This is a genomic window from Mycolicibacterium aromaticivorans JS19b1 = JCM 16368 (assembly GCF_000559085.1).
GTDB classification, from domain to species: domain Bacteria; phylum Actinomycetota; class Actinomycetes; order Mycobacteriales; family Mycobacteriaceae; genus Mycobacterium; species Mycobacterium aromaticivorans.
Genome location: NZ_JALN02000001.1, coordinates 3,085,038 through 3,108,016, shown reverse-complemented (window position 1 = coordinate 3,108,016; position 22,979 = coordinate 3,085,038). Strand labels below are relative to the sequence as shown.

At 68.0% G+C, this 22,979-nt stretch carries 16 protein-coding genes and 1 pseudogene; 3 read left to right on the top strand and 14 right to left on the bottom strand.

All coding sequences use genetic code 11. The features are described from left to right. The first annotated feature begins 8 nt into the window (after positions 1-8). Positions 9-2,207, top strand: a complete 2,199-nt coding sequence (locus Y900_RS14845) for an acyl-CoA dehydrogenase family protein (RefSeq protein ID WP_036342857.1) — start codon at positions 9-11, stop codon at positions 2,205-2,207. 10 nt (positions 2,208-2,217) lie between these two features. On the opposite strand, the gene Y900_RS14840 is transcribed toward Y900_RS14845, so the two are convergent. Both Y900_RS14840 and fadD2 read right to left on the bottom strand, forming a co-directional pair. Continuing rightward, positions 2,218-4,062 (bottom strand): DUF1214 domain-containing protein, encoded by a 1,845-nt coding sequence (locus Y900_RS14840; RefSeq protein ID WP_036346817.1) that lies wholly within the window; start codon positions 4,060-4,062, stop codon positions 2,218-2,220. Between the two features lie 140 nt (positions 4,063-4,202). Continuing rightward, on the bottom strand, positions 4,203-5,882 hold the full coding sequence (gene fadD2 / locus Y900_RS14835) for a long-chain-fatty-acid--CoA ligase FadD2 (protein ID WP_036342855.1): 1,680 nt from the start codon (positions 5,880-5,882) through the stop codon (positions 4,203-4,205). 66 nt (positions 5,883-5,948) lie between these two features. Between fadD2 and Y900_RS14830 the strand changes: the two genes are divergently transcribed. Together Y900_RS14830 and Y900_RS14825 are read left to right on the top strand one after the other, a co-directional pair. Next, positions 5,949-7,157, top strand: a complete 1,209-nt coding sequence (locus Y900_RS14830) for a DNA polymerase domain-containing protein (RefSeq protein ID WP_036342854.1) — start codon at positions 5,949-5,951, stop codon at positions 7,155-7,157. 95 nt (positions 7,158-7,252) lie between these two features. Next, positions 7,253-8,272, top strand: coding sequence for a CopD family protein (locus Y900_RS14825; protein WP_131536170.1), 1,020 nt, complete (start codon positions 7,253-7,255; stop codon positions 8,270-8,272). Between the two features lie 19 nt (positions 8,273-8,291). Here Y900_RS14825 and Y900_RS33070 read toward each other — a convergent pair. The 12 genes and pseudogenes from Y900_RS33070 to eccA form a co-directional block, all read right to left on the bottom strand. Continuing rightward, positions 8,292-8,662 (bottom strand): annotated as a pseudogene (locus Y900_RS33070) (hypothetical protein). A gap of 8 nt (positions 8,663-8,670) precedes the next feature. After that, positions 8,671-9,549 (bottom strand): type VII secretion protein EccE, encoded by an 879-nt coding sequence (eccE, locus tag Y900_RS14815; RefSeq protein ID WP_036342851.1) that lies wholly within the window; start codon positions 9,547-9,549, stop codon positions 8,671-8,673. Then, entirely contained in the window at positions 9,546-10,928 is a 1,383-nt protein-coding gene (gene mycP / locus Y900_RS14810) for a type VII secretion-associated serine protease mycosin (protein WP_420329766.1), read from the bottom strand. Before mycP ends, eccE begins: the two co-directional genes overlap by 4 nt. Next, positions 10,910-12,301, bottom strand: a complete 1,392-nt coding sequence (gene eccD / locus Y900_RS14805) for a type VII secretion integral membrane protein EccD (RefSeq protein ID WP_036342848.1) — start codon at positions 12,299-12,301, stop codon at positions 10,910-10,912. Before eccD ends, mycP begins: the two co-directional genes overlap by 19 nt. Positions 12,302-12,318: 17 nt before the next feature. Continuing rightward, the gene (locus tag Y900_RS14800; RefSeq protein ID WP_036342847.1) at positions 12,319-13,158 is read right to left on the bottom strand and encodes an ESX secretion-associated protein EspG; all 840 of its coding nucleotides are present in this window, start codon (positions 13,156-13,158) and stop codon (positions 12,319-12,321) included. A gap of 3 nt (positions 13,159-13,161) precedes the next feature. Continuing rightward, on the bottom strand, positions 13,162-13,449 hold the full coding sequence (locus tag Y900_RS14795) for a WXG100 family type VII secretion target (protein WP_036342845.1): 288 nt from the start codon (positions 13,447-13,449) through the stop codon (positions 13,162-13,164). After that, positions 13,449-13,742: a hypothetical protein gene (locus tag Y900_RS14790; RefSeq protein WP_036342844.1), complete on the bottom strand. Its 294-nt coding sequence runs from the start codon at positions 13,740-13,742 to the stop codon at positions 13,449-13,451. Before Y900_RS14790 ends, Y900_RS14795 begins: the two co-directional genes overlap by 1 nt. A 13-nt stretch (positions 13,743-13,755) precedes the next feature. After that, positions 13,756-15,291 carry a PPE family protein gene (locus Y900_RS14785; RefSeq protein ID WP_036342842.1) on the bottom strand — a complete coding sequence of 512 codons (1,536 nt, stop codon included), beginning with the start codon at positions 15,289-15,291 and terminating at the stop codon, positions 13,756-13,758. Beyond that, positions 15,291-15,602, bottom strand: coding sequence for a PE family protein (locus Y900_RS14780; protein ID WP_036342840.1), 312 nt, complete (start codon positions 15,600-15,602; stop codon positions 15,291-15,293). Before Y900_RS14780 ends, Y900_RS14785 begins: the two co-directional genes overlap by 1 nt. Next, the gene (locus Y900_RS14775) at positions 15,599-19,597 is read right to left on the bottom strand and encodes a type VII secretion protein EccC (RefSeq protein ID WP_036342838.1); all 3,999 of its coding nucleotides are present in this window, start codon (positions 19,595-19,597) and stop codon (positions 15,599-15,601) included. The genes Y900_RS14780 and Y900_RS14775 overlap by 4 nt, the downstream gene beginning before the upstream one ends. Next, positions 19,594-21,120: a type VII secretion protein EccB gene (eccB, locus tag Y900_RS14770; protein WP_036342835.1), complete on the bottom strand. Its 1,527-nt coding sequence runs from the start codon at positions 21,118-21,120 to the stop codon at positions 19,594-19,596. Before eccB ends, Y900_RS14775 begins: the two co-directional genes overlap by 4 nt. After that, on the bottom strand, positions 21,117-22,949 hold the full coding sequence (gene eccA, locus Y900_RS14765) for a type VII secretion AAA-ATPase EccA (RefSeq protein ID WP_081845321.1): 1,833 nt from the start codon (positions 22,947-22,949) through the stop codon (positions 21,117-21,119). Before eccA ends, eccB begins: the two co-directional genes overlap by 4 nt. Positions 22,950-22,979: the final 30 nt, after the last annotated feature.

Here is a 22,979-nt window from a genome sequence, read left to right as displayed (position 1 = left end):
CACCCGACATGCCCATCGCCATCACCCAGGAGCACAACGACCTCGCCGATTCGGTGAAGTCTCTTGTCGCACGCGTCGCGCCGTCCGAAGTCCTGCACGAGGCCCTGGAGACGCCGATCCCCAACCCGCCGCCGTACTGGAAAGCAGCGGCCGAGCAGGGCTTGCACGGCCTGCACCTGGCGGAGTCCGTCGACGGCCAGGGGTTCGGCCTGTTGGAGCTTGCGATCGTGATCGCCGAGTTCGGTTACGGCGCCGCGCCTGGGCCGTTCGTGACCTCCGCGATAGCCAGTGCGCTCATCTCTGCCCACGATCCCGACGCCAGGCTGCTGGGCAAGCTGGCCTCCGGCGAGTTGATCGCCACCTGCGCGCTGGAGTCGGGTCTGACCGCGACCCGCCAGGACGACTCACTGGTGATCCGCGGGGAGGCCCGCTCGGTGCCCGCTGCCGCGCAGGCCGCCGTTCTGGTGCTACCGGTGGCGATCGAGAGCGGCGTGGAATGGGTGATCCTCGATGCCGACCAACTCGAGATCGAGCCGGTCAAATCGGTGGACCTGTTACGTCCGGTGGCGCATGTCCGGGCCAATGCCGCCGAAGTCAGTGCCGACCGGGTGCTGTCCAATCTTTCACAGGCGGCCGGCCGTGCGATCCTCACCACTCTGCTGTCGGCTGAGGCAGTTGGCATCGCCCGCTGGGCCACCGACACGGCAGCGGCGTACGCGAAGATCCGCGAGCAGTTCGGCCGTCCGATCGGCCAGTTCCAGGCCATCAAGCACAAGTGCGCCGAGATGATCGCCACCACCGAGCGTGCTACCGCAGCGGTATGGGACGCCGCGCGCGCATTGGACGAAGCCGCCGAAAAGGGTTGGGAGAACGAGCAAACGGCGTACGAGTTCGCCACCGCGGTGGCAGCCAGTCTGGCGCCTGCCGCCGCCCAGCACACCGCCCAGGACTGCATCCAGGTGCACGGTGGCATCGGCTTCACCTGGGAGCACGACACCAACGTCTACTACCGCCGCACGCTGGGTATGGTCGCCGCATTCGGACGCGCGAGCGAATACCAGCAGAAGGTGTTCGACACCGCGACCAGCATGGGTATGCGGGCCATCAACATCGATCTCGACCCCGAGACCGAGAAGCTGCGCGACGAGATCCGCGCGGAAGTGGCTGCCCTGAAAGCGATTCCGCGGGAGGAGCGCAAGACCGCGATCGCCGAGGGCGGCTGGGTGCAGCCGCACCTACCGAAGCCGTGGGGCCGGGACGCCAAGCCGATCGAGCAGATCATCATCGCTCAGGAGTTCACCGCCGGGCAGGTCAAGCGACCGCAGATGGGGATCGCGGCCTGGCTGATCCCGTCCATCGTGGCGTTCGGCAACGAGGAGCAGAAGCAGCGCTTCCTACCGCCGACGTTCCGCGGCGAGATGATCTGGTGCCAGCTGTTTTCCGAGCCCGGCGCCGGCTCCGACCTGGCCAGCCTGACCACCAAGGCCACCAAGGTCGACGGCGGCTGGCGGATCACCGGGCAAAAAATCTGGACCACCGGCGCCCAGTACGCCCAGTGGGGCGCCCTTCTGGCGCGGACCAACCCGAGCGCGCCGAAACATGCTGGCATCACCTACTTCTTGCTGGACATGAAGGCCGAAGGCGTCGAGGTCAAACCGCTGCGTGAGCTCACCGGTCACGCCATGTTCAACACGGTGTTCATCGACGACGTGTTCGTCCCCGACGAGCTGGTGCTTGGCGATGTGGACCGCGGATGGGAGGTCAGCCGCAATACCCTGACTGCCGAACGGGTTTCGATCGGAAGCAGCGAGCCGGGATTCCTGGCCAACCTCGACGGGTTCGTGCAATTTGTCAGCGACGGTCACTTCGACCAGATCGGCCATCACCGGGCCGGCGAACTGATCGCCGAGGGGCACGCGGCCAAGCTGCTGAATCTGCGCTCGACGCTGCTGACCCTGGCCGGAGGCGATGCGATGCCGTCGGCTGCTATCTCGAAGCTGCTGTCGATGCGCACCGGGCAGGGGTACGCCGAGTTTGCGGTGTCTTCGTTCGGCGTCGACGGCGCCATCGGCGATTCTGCAGAGCTGCAAGGTAAATGGGCGGAGTACCTGCTCGGCAGCCGGTCGACGACGATCTACGGTGGCACCTCCGAGGTGCAGCTCAACATCATCGCCGAGCGCCTGCTGGGGCTGCCGCGCGATCCGTAGAACTCGGCCGTCAGGCCTGCGGGTAGGGCGCCCAACGCTTGTCGAAGCCGGCCTTGCGCAGAACAAGCTGTTCATCACGCTCGGCCTGCGTGATGACAGCGGTGCCGTTGGTGTTGTGGGCGAGCTCGTCGAGCTTGACCACCTGCGACTGGACGCTGGGCTGAGCCGGATCGCCGGTGTCCAGATTTTGGAATCGCATCGAAATGATGCCCTGATTCAGGCCTCCGGTCGAGATCCAATTGGCTACAAGCGGATCGGTGGGGGAAATCACCACTGTGTAGGTGCCGTCGGCGTTTTGCACAGCCTGGTCGGAATTGAGGCTTGTCGGCTCGTTCCAGTAGTCGTCGGTGATCGTCCAGTCGTTGTATACCGGAATGCTCACGAATTTGGCGTTGCCGGGATTGATCGTCAGAACCAGCGCCTCGTCATCGGCGAGCTGGAAGTAGCCATTGCTCTGCAACTGATTGGCCAAGAACTCGGCGTTACTTGCCGGCTCTGTCATCGTGTTGGGCTGGTGTGGCAAGCCGGTCGCGGGATCGGTGGTAGCCAGCGCCATGTACTTGGCTTCCTGGTTCGCGCCGCGAATGACCATCAGTAACGCGGTCAGTGTTCCGTGCACGATCGGTGTGTCGGCGATCGGCAACGGCGGCACCAAAGAGACCAACTTCGCCAGCGTCGGGTTGTTGTTGACCACCGAGCCGAAGAACAGGAATCCTCCGAGTTGGGCGAATAAACTGTTCGGCGGCCCACTGACCTTGTGCACCGCCAGATCCATCGGCTCTTCGGTGTTCCAGTCGCCCAGCGTGTTTCGCACCGCGACCAGTGTGGAGCTTGACGTCAGCTGGAGATGATTCTTCTCCCCCGGTGTCGCCGGCTCACCGCTGACCGTGATCACGAACGAACCGTCATCGCTGACATCGATGTCTTTGAGGCTCAGGATCGTCGACGTCTTACCCGAACTGCCCTCCAGCACACTGAATGTGGTGTCGGCGGGAATCGCGTCGTAGAAGCGCCCGGTGATCACGTACTCCGATGTCTTGTTGACCGGGATGAACCGATAGATCGTGTCGGGGTTGTCGTAGAGCAACCGCGATCCACCGACATCAACCCCGTACCAGCTGTGCGGAGGCGCCACCTGGGTGACCACCGCAGGGTTCATCGGGTTGAGAATCTGTTCGGAGAATGCCGAAGCCAGGGCGTACTCGTCGACCGCGTTGTTCAGCGCGTCCAGATTCGCCGCGTCGGGCCCGCCGACCAGAGCGAACTGCTTGTTGGCTGCGGCGAGGAAGCCCTGGCGCAGAATGAATTTCATCAGCTGCACCGGTAGCGTGCGGACCGCCTGCATGGCGAGCTGCTCGCGCGAGACCTGCTGTTGGGTGCCCAGCGGACTGACCTGGTTGGTCAACTCGACCGTGATTGTTCCCGCGGCGCCCTGCTGCAGTGAAGCGGAGCGGCGACGGGTGTAGGCGACCGCGGCCAGATCGGTGGGCGATACAACCGGAGCGGCCGGATCGGTGGCCCGGACGCGGTGCGGCGACGCGACAGCGCGGGGCAGGGCGGTCACCGTGGCCGGGGCAGATGTGGTCGTGATACGCGCCGACCCCGCCGGAGCACGCTGACTCGCGGCAGCGCCGCCGGATTTCTTCGCACTCGCAGCGTGCGAGGACGAGCCCGAACCCGAACCCGACGGGTGCGCCGAGCCGCCCGTGTCGGCCTCCGCGGTCGGCATGGCAATCGCCGCACCGACACCAAGGAACAGGGCCAATGCACCTACCCGGCCGACGTACTTGGCGTGACTCGTTCCCGGCGGCGAGCCACCGTCGACACCTCGGACGGGACGGGCCGCTTGGTGCATCATGCCTCCGCTGTGGGATATGCCACTCAGGACCTTTGGTGTAGCACAGATCACAGCGTCACTGCAACAGTATGAGCACTCCGTCTTACTGATGAAACACTTAGTAGTTTTTGTCTTGGGCAGCGGGCTGCGAGCAGCGACTACTGCACCTCGATGTCGCGCAATTCCCGCTTGAGGATCTTGCCGGTCGGGTTTCGCGGCAGCTCGGAGAGGAACACCACCTCGCGCGGAACCTTGTAGCGCGCAAGGTGTTCGCGCACGTAGTTCTTGATCGCGTCCTCGGTGAGTTCGGCTTCTTCGCGCAGCACCACGAATGCGCGAAGCCGGGCACCCCAGTCGGGATCGTCGACGCCGAGCGCGGTCGCCTCGACGATGTCGGGGTGGCCGCTGATGAGGTCTTCAACCTCGGCCGGGAAGACATTCTCACCGCCGGAGACGATCATCTCGTCGTCGCGGCCGCTGACGAACAGCAGGCCGTTGTGGTCGAAATAGCCGACGTCACCGGATGACATCAACCCGTCGATGATCTGCTTGTGACCGCCACCGGTGTAGCCCTCGAACGGGAAGCTGTTGCCGACGAAGATCCGCCCGACCTCGCCCTGCGGTAGCTCGTTGCCGTTGTCGTCGAGGATCTTCACGGTGACACCAGTGACGACAGGTCCGACGGTGGCCGGATTCATCTGCAGATCCTTGGGTCCTGCGATGGTCGCGAACGCGACTTCAGTTGAGCCGTACATGTTGTAGATGACCGGGCCGATGTCTTTCAGTGCGCGGGTGGCCAGTTCCGCACCAAGCTGAGAGCCGGAGACGAACACGATCCGCAGCGACGACAGATCCGGCTTGGTCTCCATCTCCTCCAGCGCGTCGAGCATCCGCGCGAGCATCACCGGGACCACCACGATCGCGGTCACCTTGTGCTTGGCCACGTCCTCCAACACGTTGGCCGGCTTGAACTTTCGATGCAGCACCAGCGTCGACCCCAGGGTCAGCGCGATCGTCGCATGCAGGTATCCGAGGGCGTGGAACATCGGCGACGGCAGCGCCGTGACCTCGCCGGCACGGAACGGCACGGCGGACAGAATGCCGCCGATCGGCGCCAGGGTCGGCGGGGTGTTCCTGGTGGCTCCCTTCGGGGTTCCGGTGGTGCCGCTGGTGAGGATGATGATCGACGACCGCTTGGTGGCCTTCGGCGCGGGTGCGGTGCTGCTCCGCTCGATGACCTCGGCCAGGGTTTCGTCGGTGCTACCCGATGGACCGTCGGCATCAGGGTTGGTCCCCAGTGCCCGCAGCTTGCCCAGCGGGGGCTCGGCGAGCTTGACGGCGTCGGAGTACTCATCGTCGTAGATGATCAGCTTGGCGCCCTCACGCTCGGACACGTCCCGGATCTGCGGCCCGGAGAACTCCGTGTTGAGCATGATCGTCCGGGCGCCGACCCGTGCCGCGCCGTAGTTCGCGATCACGAACCAGCGGTGGTTCCGGGCCAGGATGGCCACCCCGTCGCCGCCGGTGACACCCTTGGCCAGCAACGCATTGGCGACAGCGTTGGCGGCGTCGTCGAGTTCTTTGAAGGTCATCGAACCCTCGTCGTCGACGATCGCCGCCTTGTTGGGTGTGCGGCGGGCGTTGAGCGCCGGAACCATCCCGATCTCGCCCCAGCGGCGGATGTCGGCAACCATCCCGATGAGATTTTGGGGCGGCTCGAGACGGAATGCGCCCGACTCGATCATCTTGGCCAGGTAGTGCAGCTCAGCCGAGCCACGGTCGGCCAATCGCTGAGCCTTGGCCAGTGCTTGCGCGGGGAGATCGAAAAGACTGGGCATGTCTGCAACCCTAGGTGACGCACGTCGCAGCCAAGACCGAACGAGCGGCCTAATTACCATGGCTTCATGGCCGACTCCATGAAGATCGGGGGCCGCCAGGTCACCATCAGTCATCCCGACAAAGTGGTCTTCCCCGCGGTCGGTGAACGGGCTGCGGTCACCAAGGCCGACCTCGTCAGCTACTACCTTGCCGTGGCCGACGGGGCGCTGCGCGGTGTCGCCGACCGGCCGATGATCCTCAAGCGGTTCGTCAAAGGCATCGCCGAGGAAGCGATCTTCCAGAAGCGTGCCCCGGAGAAGCGCCCGGACTGGATCGAGGTGGCCGAACTGCGCTACGCCCGGGGCACGTCGGCCAAGGAGGCGGTGCTCCACGAACCCGCAGGGCTGGCGTGGGCGATCAACCTCGGCTGCGTCGATCTCAATCCGCACCCGGTCCGCTCCGGTGACCTCGACCATCCCGACGAGCTGCGTATCGACCTCGATCCGATGCCGGGTGTCGACTGGCCGCAGATCTTGGATGTGGCCCAGGTGGCGCGCGAGGTGCTCGAGGACCACGGGCTGACGGCGTGGCCCAAGACGTCGGGGTCGCGCGGATTCCACATTTACGCCCGGATCGCACCGCACTGGCCGTTCAAGCAGGTTCGGCTGGCCGCCGAGACCGTTGCCCGCGAGGTGCAACGCCGCGCACCGGACCTGGCCAGCAGCCTCTGGTGGAAGGAAGAACGCGGACAACGGGTTTTCGTCGATTTCAATCAGAACGCCAAGGACCGCACCGTCGCCTCGGCCTATTCGGTGCGGGCCACCGCCGACGCGCGGGTGTCGACGCCGTTGACGTGGGATGAGGTGCCCGGCTGCCGCGCCGAGGAGTTCACGATCCTGACCGTCCCCGCCCGCGTCGCCGAGCGCGGCGATCCCTGGGAGTCGATGGACGACGCGGTCGGCTCGCTGGACCCGCTGCTGGCGCTGGCCGAGGAGCTCGGCCCCGCTGAGAAGCCGCCGAAAGGCAGCAAGCCGCTGATCGAGGTGGCCCGCACCAAAACCCGCGATGAGGCGATGGCGGCGTTGGATGTCTGGCGGGCCCGTCACCCGGAGGCCGCCACGGCGCTGCAGCCAACCGACATCCTGGTAGACGGAATGCGGGGGCCGAGCTCCATCTGGTACCGCATCCGGATCAACCTCGAACACATTCCGGAGGATCAGCGTCCGGCGCAGGAGGAGCTGGTCGCGGATTACAGTCCCTGGGAAGGATATTCGGGACGCCAGGGCCGGCCCTGAGCGCCAAATGTGACGCACAGTGCGCGCACAGGGTGAACAAAGCCGCGAACTCTACCGTGTAAGTCGATAGCAGCTCTGAAGATAGGACGTCTCGCGTGCCTGGCCCCACTCCCCCGGCTCCTGCCGCCATCGACGTTGTCACCCAGGTGGTCTACTACCTGAGCTTGTCGATTCCGCTCGGAATCGGGCTGACCATCGGCGCTTTGGCCGTACCCGAGTCGCAGGGTGGTCTCGTCGCGCGCAAGGTGCGCGCCCTGGCCGTTCCGGCCGCGACTGTGGTGCTGCTTGGTATCGTGCTGCAATTCCGTGCCGCCGCACACCTGAGCGTTGTGACGCTCGCCCCGCTCTTCGCGCTGACGCTGGCCGTCTGCGGGTTGGTCGCGATGCGATGGAGTCAGTCGCGGGCGCTGCCGCTCGGCGTCGGCGCGGTCGCGGTCATCGCAGCGGTGATCCCCGAAATTCCGGCCCAATTCGTCAATCTGAGCCGAGCGATGTCGAACGTGTTGACGGCGGTGCACGTTCTCGGTGCGATCACCTGGGTGGGTGGGCTGGTGGTCCTGGCCGCCACAGGAATTGCAGGACGGCGCAACATAACCGGCGACGGCGTGGCGGCAGACTGGGTGCAGATCTGGGAGCGGTTCAGTCTGGTGGCGATGATCGCCGTCGGCGCACTGGTGGTCAGCGGCTCCTGGCTGGCGTGGAGCCACGTCGGAACGCCGGGCCAATTGCTCACCACCTCCTACGGTCGCGCGCTCGCGGTCAAGCTCGTCCTAGTGGTGCTGCTGCTGTGCGCCGGTGCCTACAACGTACGGGTGCTACTTCCGCGCATCCGTGCCCTGCAGTCTGACGGAGACGCTCGCGGCCTGTTTCACCTTGCCGCCCAACACTTCCCCGCGGTGGTCTTCGCCGAAGCCCTGGTGGCGATCTGCGTCCTGACGGTGGTTCCGTTTCTGCGCGGCTCGGCCCGCGCCCAAGCGGGCAGCCCTGCGGCGGTCTCGTTCGACCTGGGCACCTTCGGCGTCGGGGTCGTGCTGATCGCGGCGGTCGCGGCCGCCATGTGGGCGGGCAACCGCCGCTCGGTCACACCCCTTGAGCCCAGTGCGCCTGTGCCTTGATCGAGGCGCGCGGGATCCGCTACTGCTCGCGGAGGACCTTCGCGACAGCCCGGGTTGTCCGGTTGTCGCAGGCGACCCAGCCGAAGTGGTCCTGCGCGGCGTAGGCGGCATGCAACGCGAACTCGATATCGAAGCGGTCGGCAGCCAGGTCGGGATCGGCCAGGGTACATCCCCGCTGGTGCAGTTTCGCACCGTCCGGGAACCACATCCGGATCCACATCGTCGGATGCACGTCCCGTTCGGTCAGCAGCCCGCATCGAAGTTCAGTCGCAGGTAGTGCTCGCTGAGCTGCTCCCGGCGTGTGGCCGTCAGTTCGTAATCGGCGGCGCCGAACAGCTTCAGAATGGTGCCCTGCCAGCCACGCGACGCCATCTCGTTCGCCATCGGCACTCCTTTCCTCAGACGAGTCGCACTCCGGACAACGGGTGCAGCGCAGCCAAAGCCAGGGCCTGCCGCCCGGAGATGCCCGCCAGTCCCGGCGCGGGGGCTGATGTGGCCGGCGGTTCTTCGGTGCGAATTGCAACGCCGGCCTTGAGCTCGGTGCGTGGCGAGGGTCCCGCGATCTCGACCACCGTCCAGACCTCTTGCGCCGCGGCAGCACTCACCCCGCCCAGCGCTGTCTGGGGATCGGCGACGGTGTAGGTCGTCAGGTACCCGCGCGCGTCGGTGACCGATCGCCACCACTCACGAGCATCCACCTCGGCGAGGACGGGCACATCACCAGCGTCGACGAGCGTTGCGGTCCAGCCGGTTTCCTGTAGATGTCCGGCGAGGCGGCGAGCCGCGTTCTCGGCGGTCTGACGCAGCGGTATCAGCGGCGATCGGCCTTGCAGCGCCGCCAGGTTCCGTGCACCACTGAATGTCAGGCCGATCCACGTCGTCGTCGAATCCGGAGCCGTGCGGGTGGTGACCCGAACGGCGTCGCACAGCAGTCCGTAACGGTCGAGGTAGCCGGTCAGCACGCCGAGGGGTAGCTCACCCGCTCGGCTGTCCACCCGTAGCAGAGCCGTGGTGACCGCATCGCTGCGCCGCCCCTGGATGTCGGCGGATGCGCCCTCGATCGGTCTGCGGTTCAGCAGAACTCGCAGGCGACGCCACAGGATGGTGGTCAGGAATTGACCGCGCCACCAGATCAGCGACATCAGCACCACGCCGATCGCGATACCCAGCGCCCACCGATCTGCGGTCGACCGCCAGGGGTACGCCAGTACCGCGGTGGCGATCGCCATGCCGACAACAGTGAGCCGACCGGCGCCGGGTCCTTTGATTTCAGTCATTCTCGTTCTTCCTTGCGTCTGCGGGTGACGACCGCGACCACGATGACGGCGGCCGCGAGCACGGCCGTTCCGATGAACGCCACCGTGCGCGGGGTGTGATCGACCGGCGTCGGCGGCGTAGGCGCCGCAACGCGTGTGGTGGCCGGTGCCATGTCACCGGACGGGCTGACGGTCCAGGTGAGGGCACCGACCGGATCCAGTGCTCCGGCACCGACCAGGTTGGAGGGTGCCTGCGCCGCGTTGTGCGCGGTGGCCGTCAACCGACGGACCACCTCGTCGGAGCGCATGCCCGGGTTGCGGCTACGGACCAGGGCGGCGGCGCCGGCGACGTAGGCGGCGGCGAAACTTGTTCCGTTCAGTGGCGACATCCCGCCACGCCCATCGGGCATGCCGTTGGCGAGCCCGCCCCCGGCGTCGTTGCTCAGCGATACGACGTTCTCTCCGGGCGCGGCAATGCCCACCCACGGGCCGGCCATCGTGAAGTCGGTCGGTTGTCCGTCAGCGGTCAGCGCCGCAACCGACAGCACGTAGGGCTGCCACCACGACGGGACCGATACCGAACTGACGCCCGCCCAGTTCCGCGGGTCTTCGGCGCTGGTCGAGTCGCCCGGCGGGTTCGACGCGCACTGAGTACCCGGCGTGCCGTCCATGGCGGCCCCGGCATTGCCCGCCGCAGCGACGATGACGACGTCTTTGTCGATCGCGGCGTAGCGCAGCGCCGCGCCCAAAGTCTGTTGATCGCCGAGCTTGTCGGGCGTCATGCAGGTGGTGGTGGAAATGTTGATGACAGTGGCGCCGAGGTCGGCGGCATGAACGACCGCGCGGGCCAGTGTTTCGATCTCTACGTTCGCCTGGACCGACGCCGGGTCCCTCCCCCCGGTGCTGGGCGAGAACCGCGGCGAGGCCTGCCGGATCGACAGCAGCCGCGCGCCCGGCGCGACTCCGCTGAATCCGTCGGGTCCGGGCTGTCCGCCGATGATTCCGGCCACCAGCGTTCCGTGGCCGTCACAATCCGTCAGCCCGTCGCCCGAGGCGAGGTAATCGCCACCGCCGACCACATTCGGCAGCCGGGGGCCCGGCCGGACACCGGTGTCGATGACAGCGACGGTCTGGCCTTCGCCGCGCGAATACTGCTGTGCTCCTGCGAGATCAAGCATTGCCTGATTGGGGCTCACGGCGGCTGGATCGCTGCCGGGACGCACCCCGGTCGTCACGCATTCGGACCGCTGGGACATCCCGGCGGTTGGTCCGGCCGTGCCGGCCGGGGGGTGCGCACCGGGGTCGGCGACGGGCGGGTTCACCGCGCCGGCCGCCGGGGCTGCGACCAGCAGTACCACCGCGGCAATCGCGGCGGCCCGCATCATCGATCGAGGACCCATGTGAAGACGCCCACGAGGTAGGCCATCACCGGGATCAGCGATGCGTCGACGCCGGCGGCGACGAACCCCACCAGCCGCCGCACCGGAAGCGAATAGCGCTCCGCGGACGCCGTATCCGGAGTGACGGCCACGATGACCCACACCGCTGTGAGCGCTCCGAGCACCACAAGCGCCCACAGCGCGGCGATGAACCGGTGCTCCACGGCGAAGGCGACCAGCAGCCCCGTGGTGACCAGGAACGGTTGAGCGAGCAGCCAGCCCTTGCACGCCGCGGTGTCCCACACCCTGGCGCGCAGCACAGCCGCGGCTGCGGCGGCCGCCACCAGATACCAGCCCCAGACCCCGGGCCCTTCGGTGCGCCCGGCCACAATCAGCGACCCGGCGCTGGCGAGCATCACGCTGCCCGCGATCACACCGGTCTGGTGCGCTTCGCCGACCCGGACCCGGCGCGGCAGATCGGCCAGCAGCCGGGCCGCGGGGCTCGACGGCGTCGGATCTCCGGGGGCCGGGATCACCGGCAGCGGGAACCGGGCCCACATCGCCGCCAGCGCGGGGGCCCACACGGTGAGCAGCAGGGCAACCAGGATCAGGGCACAGCCGACGGTCCGGTCCGGCAGTTGCCACAACGCCGCGGCGCCGGCGACCAGCAACGCTCCGACGCCGACAACCGCTGTGGCGGTGAACAACCCGACGCCGTCCTCGGTCTGGGTCAATACGATCAACGACCACGCGGCAACTCCGGCCGCGGCCAGCATCACGTGCGGGTATCCCCATAGTCCCGGCACGGCCAGCCAGAAGGCCGACGCGATGGGCAGCAGGGCCGCCGCCGACACCTGGGTGGCGAGCCGGGCGGACCTGGCCCGCAACACGAGTCCGGCGACCGCGGTGAGTACCGCCAGCGCGGCGACCGCGTACAGACCGATCACCGAGGCGGTCGCGGCGCGGTGGGTGATCGCGACCGCGGACAGCGCCACCACGAACACCGCGGCGGCCAGTCGCGCGCCCACCTGCAGACGGTGCGGTCCCCACGGCCTGATGCGGGCGGCCGAGAAGATGACGGCGGCGTCGGCGACGTCTTCCACCACGCCGATCGCGCTCGGCCCGGCCGGAACCGGCTGCAGTGCAAGCAGATCACCGTCCACCACGCCGACGGTGTCCAGGCTCGCGTCGACGCTGAACGGCGGACCGCCGATCGGGGCGAGGGTCAGCGGGGTGGGGCTGGCGGTCTCGTCGTCGGAGTCCGGCGGCACCAGCCGCTTCACGGCGGGCAGGATCTCGCGCAGCGGCAACTCCGCTGGCAGCGCCACGTCGGTGATCCGGCCATACGCCAAAACGGCGACCCGCACGATCGGCAGCACCGGGGTTTCGGTCATTGTTGTTCTCTCTCTTGTCAATTCTTCGTGAAGTCGCGGGCCAGCGTGGCGGACGGGAACCAGCGGCCATCCGCCAGCGTGTCGGTGAGCCGGTCGAGCGCCAGCGCGATCGCGAACGGGGTGCCCGGCGAGAAGGTCGACAGCCACTCCCCGTCGGCTGCGCGTTCCGGGTTCACCAGCACGCGGCCGGCGTCGCTGTCGACGATGCCCACGCCGACCTCGCTGAGACGGTACACACCGTCGTGGGCGGAGCCGGCGCGGATCTCGACGTAACTGCGCGCTCCGGTGAACACCGATCGCACCACCGGGACCGCCGAGCGGGGAATACCCAGGTGTTCAAGGACCCGGTCGAGATCGGCTCCGGCACGCAGCTTTTCGTCGGCTCGGAGCCCGGCCCTGGTCGGCAGGGTGAACTCCGCGAATCGCGCCGGTGGGCGACCGGCCAGCCCGGCAGCAACGGCCAGGGCAAGCGCAAATGGATCACTGATGTCGAGCTCGGTGAGAGTGACGAGCTCACCACTGCGCAGCGCCACCACCGTGTGGTCTCCGCGACGGGCCACCAGGCCGCGCAACATCTCCGCGCCGGTACCCCGAACGTAGCGAAGCTCGAGCCACCGGTCCGGCGCGCAGACCGTGCGTGTCCAGCGGGCTACCGCAGGTGCCACCGTCCCGTCCTCGGACATCACGCGTGCGCGAGTCAGCTCGGCTCGTAACCGGGCCAGGATCGCCGGGGCCTCACGCTGGTCGGCCACCGCGGGCGTGATCGCCAACACCCACGGAAATGAGCCTGCACCAATACTTTCGGCGACACACCACGCGGCGTCAGCGGTCAGCTCGACCGCGTTAGGTGCGGCCACGTCTCAGCCCCACTTGGCGCCTTCGGCTTGATCGCGCGCATGCATCGACAGAGTGTTGGTCTCGTGGGTGCCCGCCATCGCCCGGTACGCGCGCACCAGTTCCTCCATGGCGAGGTTCCACTGTGCCTGCCATGCCTGGTAGGTCATCCCGCTCTCGCCTTGCCAGGCCCCTTGCAGGGCGGACTGTTCAGTGGCGATATCGGCGCCGACGGCCTGCAGCGTGCCCGCATAGCCGGCCATGTCACCGGCATGCCCGAGCATGGCCGGGTAGTTGTACATGATCTGGGACATCAGAAGCCTCCGTAAGTCGTTGCCGCTGCGGCATCCTGAGCCACATAAGTCGCGCCGGCCTCGCCGAGGTTCACCTGCGCGATGTCGAGCAGCGAGTTGACCTTCGCGGCGAACTCGACGAACCGCGCATGCGCGGCTTGGAAGGCGGCCGAGGACTCGCCCATATGGAATGCCTGCGACGACATCGCGGCTTGTTCGGCCTGTGCGATGGTGCTGCGCATCAGCGCCGTCTTGGCACCGAAGGCAGCCTCGGCGGCCACGAGTTGCGGTATGTGCGCATCCAGCATGCTCACGGTATTTCTCCCATCATTCTCGGTGGTGATCTCTGTCGGACGGATCGCTGTCCCAGGTGGCCGGAAGCATCGGCGTGATGGGGCGTTCGGTTGTGTCGCCGGCGAACTCGGTCAGCCCAGCGGCGGTGACATCGCGAGCTTTGGTCGCGGTGCCGGTGAATCCGAGCGTTCCCGCACCCCGGTCGGAGGACGACGTGCTCGGCGGCGCAGCCGGTTCGGCGGGTACACCGGTATCACTGTTGAGGTCCATGTACTCGTCCCGGTGCCCGCGGTCCTTGAGTCGCTGGGCACGTCGCCGCTGCGCGCGCTCCTTGGCTTGCACCGTGGACAGCGCTGCCGCGGCGGGTGCCGCCTCGGACACCGGGGCCTTGGCGCCGCTGCCTTCGGTCAATGACGGGCCCGGGCCGTCGTCGGGGTCCGCCCCGCCGACCGCGTAGAACATTGCCTGCGCTGCTGGGGCGGGTGTCGCCGGTGCCGGGGCGGGGGCCCCCGCACCGGTGGCGGTTGGTGCCGCGGGCGCGGTGGCGGGCACGGTCGGTGCCGCTGACGACATCGGCCACACGTTGGGTTGCCGCGCTTGGATCGGCGCCGGGGCCGGCTCGGGTGCGACGTCAGGGGCGGCCGGATTCGGCACCAGCGTCAACAACCCCAGCAGGGGCAGGCCGGCGACGAGGAGCATCGGGGCCCACAGCGGTGAGCTCAACACCAGCCCCCACGTGGTCCATCCGACCGGCTGGAAGATCGCCTGGTAGAGCAGTGCGGACAGCAGCGGCCCCCAGGTCTGCCAGGCCTGGACCGGGTTGGTCAGGAAGTCGACGATGATCTGCTGAAGGCTCTGGACCGGATGAGTGAGAAAATCCCAGATCAGATCGCCGTCCGGGAGTGACTTGATGTAGGCCTCCAGCAGATCCAGGATGCTGTTGGAATTGGTCAGCGCGGAACCGGATTCACCGGCCTGCGGCTGCGCTGCGGTCGCGAGCGCCATCGTCGATGATGCGGCTTCTGCGCCGGGCAGCACGATCGTCGGAGCGGGCACGCTGCGGGGGGCTGCGGCCAGCGCGGTGCCGGCGACGGTTTGGTAGACACTCATCGTGGTGGCCGCCTGGATCCACATCCGGACGTAGTCGGCCTCGTTCAAGGCGATCGGGATTGTGTTGATGCCGAAGAAGTTCGTGGCCATCAGCACTCCGTGGACGGTGTGGTTGGCCGCCAGTTCGGGCAGTGTGGGCATCGCGGCCAGCGCCGCGGTGTAGGCGGCCGCAGCGGTCTGCTGCTGGGCGGCCGCCCCGGCACTGTCAGCACTGCTCTGCTCGAGCCACGCAAAGTAAGGCGCGTGGCTCGCGACATACCGTTCTGCGCTCGGACCCTGCCACGATCCGGCTTGAACTGCAGCGAGGATCTGGGTGAGTTCAGCTGCGGTGTTGGCGTATTCGACGCTCAACGCCGCCCACGCCGCGGCCGAGGCGAGCAGCTGACCGGGGCCGGGGCCGGCACTCAACAGCGCCGAATGCACCTCCGGCGGCGACGCGAACCAGATTGGCGCGGTCATCAGCCCCCCCGTGCGATCACGTAGGAGCCCGCCGCGGCGGCATCGGTGGCTGCGTAACCGGCGCCGGACTCGCCCACCGCGGCGCCGGATCGGCCGAGTTCGGTCGCACCCTGGGTGGCCGTCGCGGTGTGCTCGAGTCCCTGGGCGCTGAAGCCTGCCGCGGTCTGCAACGAGACGGGATCCGAGCCGGGAGGCAGCACGGCCGTGATCAACGGTGCGGCAGCCGCGTTCGCAGCGGCCAATCGTGCCGTGAGAGCCGTTACCTGGGCGCTGGCCGCAGCCAGGCCCTCTGGGACGACACGCAGGGTCATGACGGGTTCTCCTCTGGGTAGCGCGCATGAGATGCGCTGTGCGCGAGGGCAAACGGGTTGACCAGTTGGACATGCTCGACGCCATCGCTGTCACCGAGCAACATCGCCCGCCCGGCGGGGAGCCTGGTGAACCGATGCCCGCGGATCTTGGCACCGTCGGCAGGATTGCCCGACAACATCAGCACTGCTGCCTGCAGATCGCTCATGCGGCGCAGCAGCGGGTTGGTCATCAGCGCGTGCGCCGAACCGCTTGCCCGGCCGGTGACGATCACCCGCAGGCCGAGATCACTCGCAGCGGAGAGTAATCCGATCAGCGGTGTCCATGGTCGGTGCCCGGCGTACGGGCCGCTCATCGCCGGGCCGTCCGGGATCTGGTCGACGTCGTCGATGATCAGGAAGTGGGTGTGCGCCGAGCGAGTGCGGGTGCGGTAGTCCCAGGCCGACAGCTCACGGGCGGTCAGGCCCGCGGGCGGCCGGCGCTGTTCGATCAATGCCGACAGACCCATCACGGCCGGCGTCACCCGGTCGATGTTCGCGCTGTACTCGTTGTCCGCGAAGAGCGGCTCGTCGACGAGGTGCAGGCGACGGTCGAACACGGTGAACGCCACGTCCTCGGCACGGGAGCTGTCGCGGACGGTCCGGATGAGGTGCCGTAGCAGGGTGGTCTTACCCGACTTGCTGTCACCGAGCACCATCAGTAACGGATGCTCGGCGAAATCGTGGACCACCGCGCCGAGATCGAACTCGCGTTGTCCCAGCACCACTCGCTCACCACCCCGATGAAGGGGGGCCACCACCTGGGGCTCCAGATCGGCGGGCAGCAGCCGCACCGGCGGGGCGTGCAGTCCCGGATACGTGGCATTGATCGCCGGTATCCGTGCGAGATCGGGCTCGGCGAACAAGAAGTGCTCCCCCGCCATCGTCACTCCCCGGCCTGGCTGATCGTGCGGCACCGACTCGGCGGGCCTGCGCAGGCTGTCGGTGACCCGGACGTTGCTGTCACGCGGGTCCGGAAGACGCAGTTCCAGGCGCAACCCGAGGCCGTCCCGCATCGCGAGCGGCACCTCGAGCCAGTTCGGGGTGGTGATGACGACGTGAATGCCGTGCGCCAAACCGGTATTCGCCAGTTCGGTGACGTCAGCCAGCAGCGGGTTGCGGGTGTTGAACTGGTCGGTGTTGTCACGGCCGAAGGCGTACAGGTTGTCGATCAGCAGGAACACTTCACCGTAGGAGTCGGAGTACCCGCCGCCCTGGTGTCCGGCATTGCGTTGCCGCGACCTCAGCAGCTGCTCCAGCTCGCCGAACGTGCGCCGGATCCGCTCCGGTTCCAGCGGCGAGGCCACGCTGCCCACGTGGGCCAGGCCTTCCAGGCCGCGCAGTCGTCCGCCGCCGTAATCCAGGACGTAGAACGTGACGTCGCGTGGCGAGTGCAGCCGCGCCGCCGACAACACAAAGGTCTGCAGCGCCGTCGACTTCCCGGACTTGGCGCCACCGTGGATCACCACATTGCCCGCAGACGAGGTGGCGTCGAAAACCAGTGGTTCGCGGCGCATCTCGAACGGCAGGTCGATCTCGCCCAGCGGCCAGCGCCACTGACGCTCCGGGAGGGCCGCACCCGCGAGCACCTCGTCGAGCGCGATGCTCTCGTCCAGCGGGGGCAGCCACAGCGCCGGTGCTTTCGGACCGTACTGCGCCAGTTGCTCACCGATGGTGGTGATCAGCTTGCGGGGTACGGCGGCCGGTTCGATCTCGTGCTCGGCCAGCACCACGATGTCCTCGTCGAGCGCGGCCGGCCCGGCCGAGAACGGCACCGGATCCGGCGCGGCCGGCACCGCGTACGACGTGGCCGGGCGCGGGGGGTCGTAGATGCCGTCGACATAGGTGCTGCGGAACTTGACCGGTGCGGCGCCCGGCGAGGGCACCAGAAAGCCGACTCCCTTGTGTTCTCGGCCTGATTCGATGTGGTAGGCGTCCTCGACACCGATGACCTGCCGGGAGACGGCGGGACTGGCCACCTTGAGACCGATCCGGTAGGAGGTGTTCTTGTCGATATCTCGGATACGACCGATATCGAGCGTCTGTGAGGCGAACAGGATATGGATCCGGAACGACCGCCCCTTGCGGGCGACGTAGTCGAACAGCTCGGCGTATTCCGGGTGCTCTGCGAGCATCAGGGTGAATTCGTCAGCGACGACGAACAGCGTTGGCAACGGCGGGAGTTCGATGCCTGCCGCCTCGGCGGCCGGGCGGGCTGCCTCGTACTCGGCGACCGAACCGAACGCGCTGCCCTGCACGCGACGACCGGCGTCGCGCAGCAGGCTCTCCCGACGGGCGACCTCGCCGCGCAGCGTGTCGGCGAACCGATCGGCCAGCGACTTCTTCTCCGCCATGTTGGAGATGACGGCAACCACCTGCGGGAAGTTGCGGAAGATGTCCGCCCCGGCCTCACCCTTGAAATCGACGTAGATCACGATCAGCCGGTCGGCCGAGTGAGTCGTCAACAGTGACAACAGGATCGACATCAGCATCTGCGATTTGCCGGAGCCCGTCATACCGATCATCAGACCGTGCGGGCCCATACCGCCTTCGGCTTCGTCTTTGAGATCGAAGTACAGCGGCACACCGGTCGCGGTGACCCCGATCGGGACCCGTAGCTCCTCGTCGCGAAGGCGGGGCGCCCAGACGTCCGCGATGTCGAGCGCCGACGCATCCGGGATGCCCATCAGTGTGGTGAAGCTCGCGCCCCTGGTCGCCGGCGACCGAAGTCCCGCGTGGGTGGGGTTGGAGTCCCACCGCGCCAGGCCGCGCGCCAGATGCACGGCGTCGGCGGGTGCCAGCCGGTCGGCGCTGGCGACGTAGGTCTGCCAGCCGTCGCTCTCCCAACGCTGGATCTCGCGGCCGGCAACGCGCAGTATCGGCCGCTCCGGGTCGGCGTATTGTCCCGGCCTCGGGCCAGAAGCTGCTGCGGCGGTGTAGATCACCGTGACACCGGCCAGGCCGGTCGCAAGTACCGAGTCCTCCACCGCGTGGTCCGGATCGTCGACAACGACCAGCAGGTGACGCAGCGGCTCGTCGGTGGCGCCACCGAACAGCGGGCGGTCGGCGAGTGCGGGCCCGATGGCCGCGATCAGGTCGTCGGTGTTCGCCGCCAGGTATCGAGCCGGCCCGCAGCCGTCGAGCTGGCCTGGAATATCGCTGTGCGGCAGCCACTTCAGCCAGTTCCAGTCGGGTGTTTCCAGGTCGGGGCTGGCCAGCGCGATACCGAGGGACGCCGCATCATGCCAGGTGACGGCCTGAGCCAGCCAGGCGCGCAGCACGGCCCTGACCGCGTCGGCATCGCCGTGGACGGTGATCCGCGACACCGTCGTCACGTCTATTCCCCGAGGGGCGTCGTGAACGGTGCGCTGTGTGTCGAGCAGGGCACGTAATGCGCTGTGTGACACCGGCTCCAGGTCGACCTCATCGGCGGTGTCCTTGACTCGCAGCGTGGTGGCCAGTGGTGCGTCGTGCAGCCCGGCACGCAGCACCAGGAAATCGCTGTCGTGCGGGTCACGCTCCCACTGCCTGCGCGATCCGGGGATGACGGTCAGCGCCGAGGGGTCCGGGTGTGACCACAGCAGCGCCTCGCGTTGCGCGGCAGCCTCGGCCCGTACGTTGTCCCGGATGACCGACAGGTAGCGCAGGTAGTCGGCGCGTTCGGCGTCGACCTCCTCGGTGCGCATCTTGTTGTCGCTTCCGCGGTACAGGGCGGTGGCGGCGAGCAGCAAGACGAACGGGAAGAACAGCGTCTGCGGCGAGATGAGTTTCATCCCGGTGGCCACCATCGCGACGATCATGCCGACGATCAGGATCACGATCAGGAACGGCAGCGCGCGGCGCAGCAGTGAAGCGGGCACCACCCGCGGCAGTTCGGGCGGCGGCTCGATGACGATCGCCCCCTTGGTGGTCGGGGGGACCGGCAACCGCCGGCCGGCCTCGAAGATCAGGCGGCTCATCGGTTCTCCTGCTGGACTACGGGCCGGACGGCGTCGTACACGACGAGAGCGTCGGCTTGGGACAAGGCCGGGCCGGGGGCGAACAGGCTCAGCACCGACCACGGGATCGGCAGCGGCGGTTCGGACAAACCCAACGCGGCGATGGTCTTTTCACCTGTCTTGGGGTCACCGCCGATCCCGTATCGGACGCCGGTGTCGGACACCCAGAAGAGTGCTCCCGCCGGGGGTGACGCCGGCTGCTGGCCGACGGTTTGAACGAAGTAGCCGCGCCCGGGCGGCAGTGCGACTCTGGCGGCCGTGCCGGGATTGGTGCCGCCGACGAGGCTGACTGACTGCGTCCCAGCGGCGACCGGCAGTACCGAGCCGGACAGCAGGTTCATTGAACTCGTTGCGGCACCGTCGATCTTGGTCCACTGCGCGCAGGTCACCGGCGCGGTCGCGGCGTCGACCAGTTTGATCGGCGCGGACGGAAATGCCGACACATCGAGCATCGACGACACCGGCAGCCGGGCGATGTCGTCGGCGCCGAGTTGCGGCGGCTGCGCCAGCCCGTAGGAATTGGCGTTGCGCAGCGCCGCGGCCAAGACCGGGCTGATCGGCTGAAGTCCGTCGGCCAGCACCGCGTAGTTCACCGGGGTGCCGTCGTTGCGGTAGGCGATCACCACCGCGCCGATCGGCGTGGTCACGGGAAGTGGATAGCCGGCGGGCGATCCGGCTTCGGGGATCTGCGGTATCCGCAGCGCCGGGGCCTCCGGTATCGCGTTGAACAAGCCCGGTGCGATGGACCGTGGGCTGGGAGTTGCGGCGGGCAATCCGAGCGCGTCGGTGACGGCGCGGTCGGCGAGGTCGATGGCGCTGCGCCGGCCGTCCCAGAGCAGCCAGGTCCCGTCGGCACCGCCGACCAGCACGCCACGACCGTCGCCCAGTTGGTCCGCGCGGGCACCGCCGCGTTCCAGCTTGCCGGCGATCACGGTCACGCCAGTCTGGTCCGATCCGGCCGTGCCGTCGCAGACCGCCCAGTTTGCATCGCGAGAGGTGTTCTGCACCATGCGTTCCGGTGCTCCCGGGATGCCGATCAGGCTGCCTCGGGCGAACTTGTCCAGCTGCTCGCTGCTGACCGTGGTGGGATCCACCGGCCGCCCCACGGCGAGTCGCGCCGACGTCAGATTGAGTACCGGGTGCAACCGGTCGTCGAGGCGCACGTACAGCGCGGCGGTCGCACGGTCGGCCAGTACCGGGTCGCTGCCGGGTACACCGCCGGGACGCAGCACCGAGAACACGAAGCAGCCGAGCACAGCGGTCACGACCAGCAGGACGCCCATCAACACCGCGCGCGACTGACTGCGCAACGGGTCGACCAGCATCCGGGTGTCGTGGAGTGCAAGCCCGGATGCGATGCGGCGCATGACGAATCGCCATCCCGTCACCTGGTGGCGAGTGATGAATCCGCGCCGGTAGGTGACCTGCTCGGCGTTGTCGTTGGCCGGTGTACGCGACGAGAAGGACCGTCGATCATCGCTCATTGGGCAGGCACCGTCAGGCCGAGGCCACCCAGCAGCGGCACGACGGATGCGCGCACATCGGACGCGGTGATCGTCATCAGCTGCTCGTCGGTGAAGTCAGCCCCGGCCAGGTCCGTGTGATCCAACCTGAATTCTCTTTCTTCCTCGGACCGTTCGACCACATTGCGGACGAAACGCCCGTTGCCGGCGATGTCGAGGCTGCGTCGCGCCACGCCGGTCGAGTCGGGGGTCGACGAATCGGCCAGCCGGCCGAACAACTCCTCGAGATGATGCAGGGCGGCGGGCTCGAACACGCTGTCCCGGTTGGCGGCCATCGCGACGGCGATCTCGACGAGCTCGGCTGCCGAGTAGGACGGGAAAACGATGCTGCGGGTGAATCGGGACCGCAGACCTTCGTTGGTGTCCAGGAACCGATCGAGGTCGGCGCGATAGCCGGCGATGATGACCACCAGGCGATCGCGGTCGTTCTCCATCCGCGCCAGCAGGGTGTCGATGGCAACCAGACCGAAGTCGTTCTTCGCGCCGGTCGCAACCAGGGCGTAGGCCTCATCGAGAAAGAGCACGCCGTCCAGCGCACTGTCGATGAGGGCGTTGGTCTTCGCTTCGGTCTCGCCGATGTGCTGACCGATCATGTCCGCGCGGTGCACCTCGCGGACATTCTCCCGTTTGAGCAGTCCGAGACCGCAGTAGATCTTGGCGACGACGCGTGCAATCGTCGTCTTGCCGGTGCCGGGCGGGCCGGCGAACACCAGGTGGTGGGTGCGTTGAGCCACGGCCAGCCCGCGCTCCTCGCGCCGCAGCGCCATCGCCACCGAGCTTTTCAGCCGCGACACCTGGTTCTTCACCTCGTCGAGGCCGATGAACTCACCGAGCTCGCGTTCGGCCTCTTCGAGAAGTGCGGCCTTACGCTCGCGGGCTTCCGGGTCGATGAAATCGTCTGCGGTGGGCTCGGTTTCGACGTCCCACGGGTCGGTGCGGGCCTCGATGCGCGCCGCGGTGGTGGTGGCAACGCCGAACGTCGGATCGGACAGGGCGTGCTCGACCTGCTCGTTGTCCGGGTTGGCGGCGTACAGGTCCTGCAGGACGTCAGCGGCGGTGTCCCCGTCGCCGTAGGCGCGCAGTGCCAACGCCCTGACCAGTGCGCCATCCACCGCAGCGACGGCGACCGGGCCGTCGGGCTCCTCTAGATAGGACAACGCCGGAGCGAACATGCCGAGCCGGGCGAGTGCAACACCGAGCGCCACCTTCGCGGCGTGCGCGAAGAGGGGGTCGAGTCCGGTGTCGTTGACCACCGGGGTCAGCAGCTTCACCACGTCCGACCAGCGCTGCGCGCGGGACCGCAGCGCCACGTCGACCCAGCGCGCCTCGTGCCACTGCGGCCGGCGCGCTCGGATCTCGCCGATGATCTCGTCGGCGGCATGGAACGCACCGTCGGTCGCCAACGCGGCGGCATAGGCGAGCCGGAAGTCGTCTGTGGTGGTGGCGCGGAATCGCAGGTAGAGCCCGGTGTCGTAGTCGAACCCCAATGCACCGGCAGGCAGTTCGATGCACCGCTGCAGCACGCCGCCGGTGTCACAGGTGCGCACGACGGCGGCCAGCACCTCGAGCGACTCCGCCCCGCCGGCGGCCGCCAGCCCGGTCCACGCGTCGCACTGATCGTGCGCGACCCGGGTGAGTTCGGTGAACGCCCGGTGTGCCGCCGGCATGTCGGCGGGGCGGCGCCGGTCGTACACCGGCAGGCCGAGCGCTTTGCAGCAGGTGGCGAATCGGCTCACCACATCCGCATCCACGCGCGCTGCACGCGCGTGGGTCACTACACCGTTGTTCATGCGCATCGCGTCGGGGCGACGGTCGAACCC

Coding starts and splice junctions, on each gene's coding strand:
- Y900_RS14845 (WP_036342857.1), top strand. CDS start 9: ATGCCCATCGCCATCACCCAGGAGCACAACGACCTCGCCGATTCGGTG.
- Y900_RS14840 (WP_036346817.1), bottom strand. CDS start 4,062: ATGCACCAAGCGGCCCGTCCCGTCCGAGGTGTCGACGGTGGCTCGCCG.
- fadD2 (WP_036342855.1), bottom strand. CDS start 5,882: ATGCCCAGTCTTTTCGATCTCCCCGCGCAAGCACTGGCCAAGGCTCAG.
- Y900_RS14830 (WP_036342854.1), top strand. CDS start 5,949: ATGGCCGACTCCATGAAGATCGGGGGCCGCCAGGTCACCATCAGTCAT.
- eccE (WP_036342851.1), bottom strand. CDS start 9,549: ATGACTGAAATCAAAGGACCCGGCGCCGGTCGGCTCACTGTTGTCGGC.
- mycP (WP_420329766.1), bottom strand. CDS start 10,928: ATGGGTCCTCGATCGATGATGCGGGCCGCCGCGATTGCCGCGGTGGTA.
- eccD (WP_036342848.1), bottom strand. CDS start 12,301: ATGACCGAAACCCCGGTGCTGCCGATCGTGCGGGTCGCCGTTTTGGCG.
- Y900_RS14795 (WP_036342845.1), bottom strand. CDS start 13,449: ATGTCCCAGATCATGTACAACTACCCGGCCATGCTCGGGCATGCCGGT.
- Y900_RS14785 (WP_036342842.1), bottom strand. CDS start 15,291: ATGACCGCGCCAATCTGGTTCGCGTCGCCGCCGGAGGTGCATTCGGCG.
- Y900_RS14780 (WP_036342840.1), bottom strand. CDS start 15,602: ATGACCCTGCGTGTCGTCCCAGAGGGCCTGGCTGCGGCCAGCGCCCAG.
- Y900_RS14775 (WP_036342838.1), bottom strand. CDS start 19,597: ATGAGCCGCCTGATCTTCGAGGCCGGCCGGCGGTTGCCGGTCCCCCCG.
- eccB (WP_036342835.1), bottom strand. CDS start 21,120: ATGAGCGATGATCGACGGTCCTTCTCGTCGCGTACACCGGCCAACGAC.
- eccA (WP_081845321.1), bottom strand. CDS start 22,949: ATGAACAACGGTGTAGTGACCCACGCGCGTGCAGCGCGCGTGGATGCG.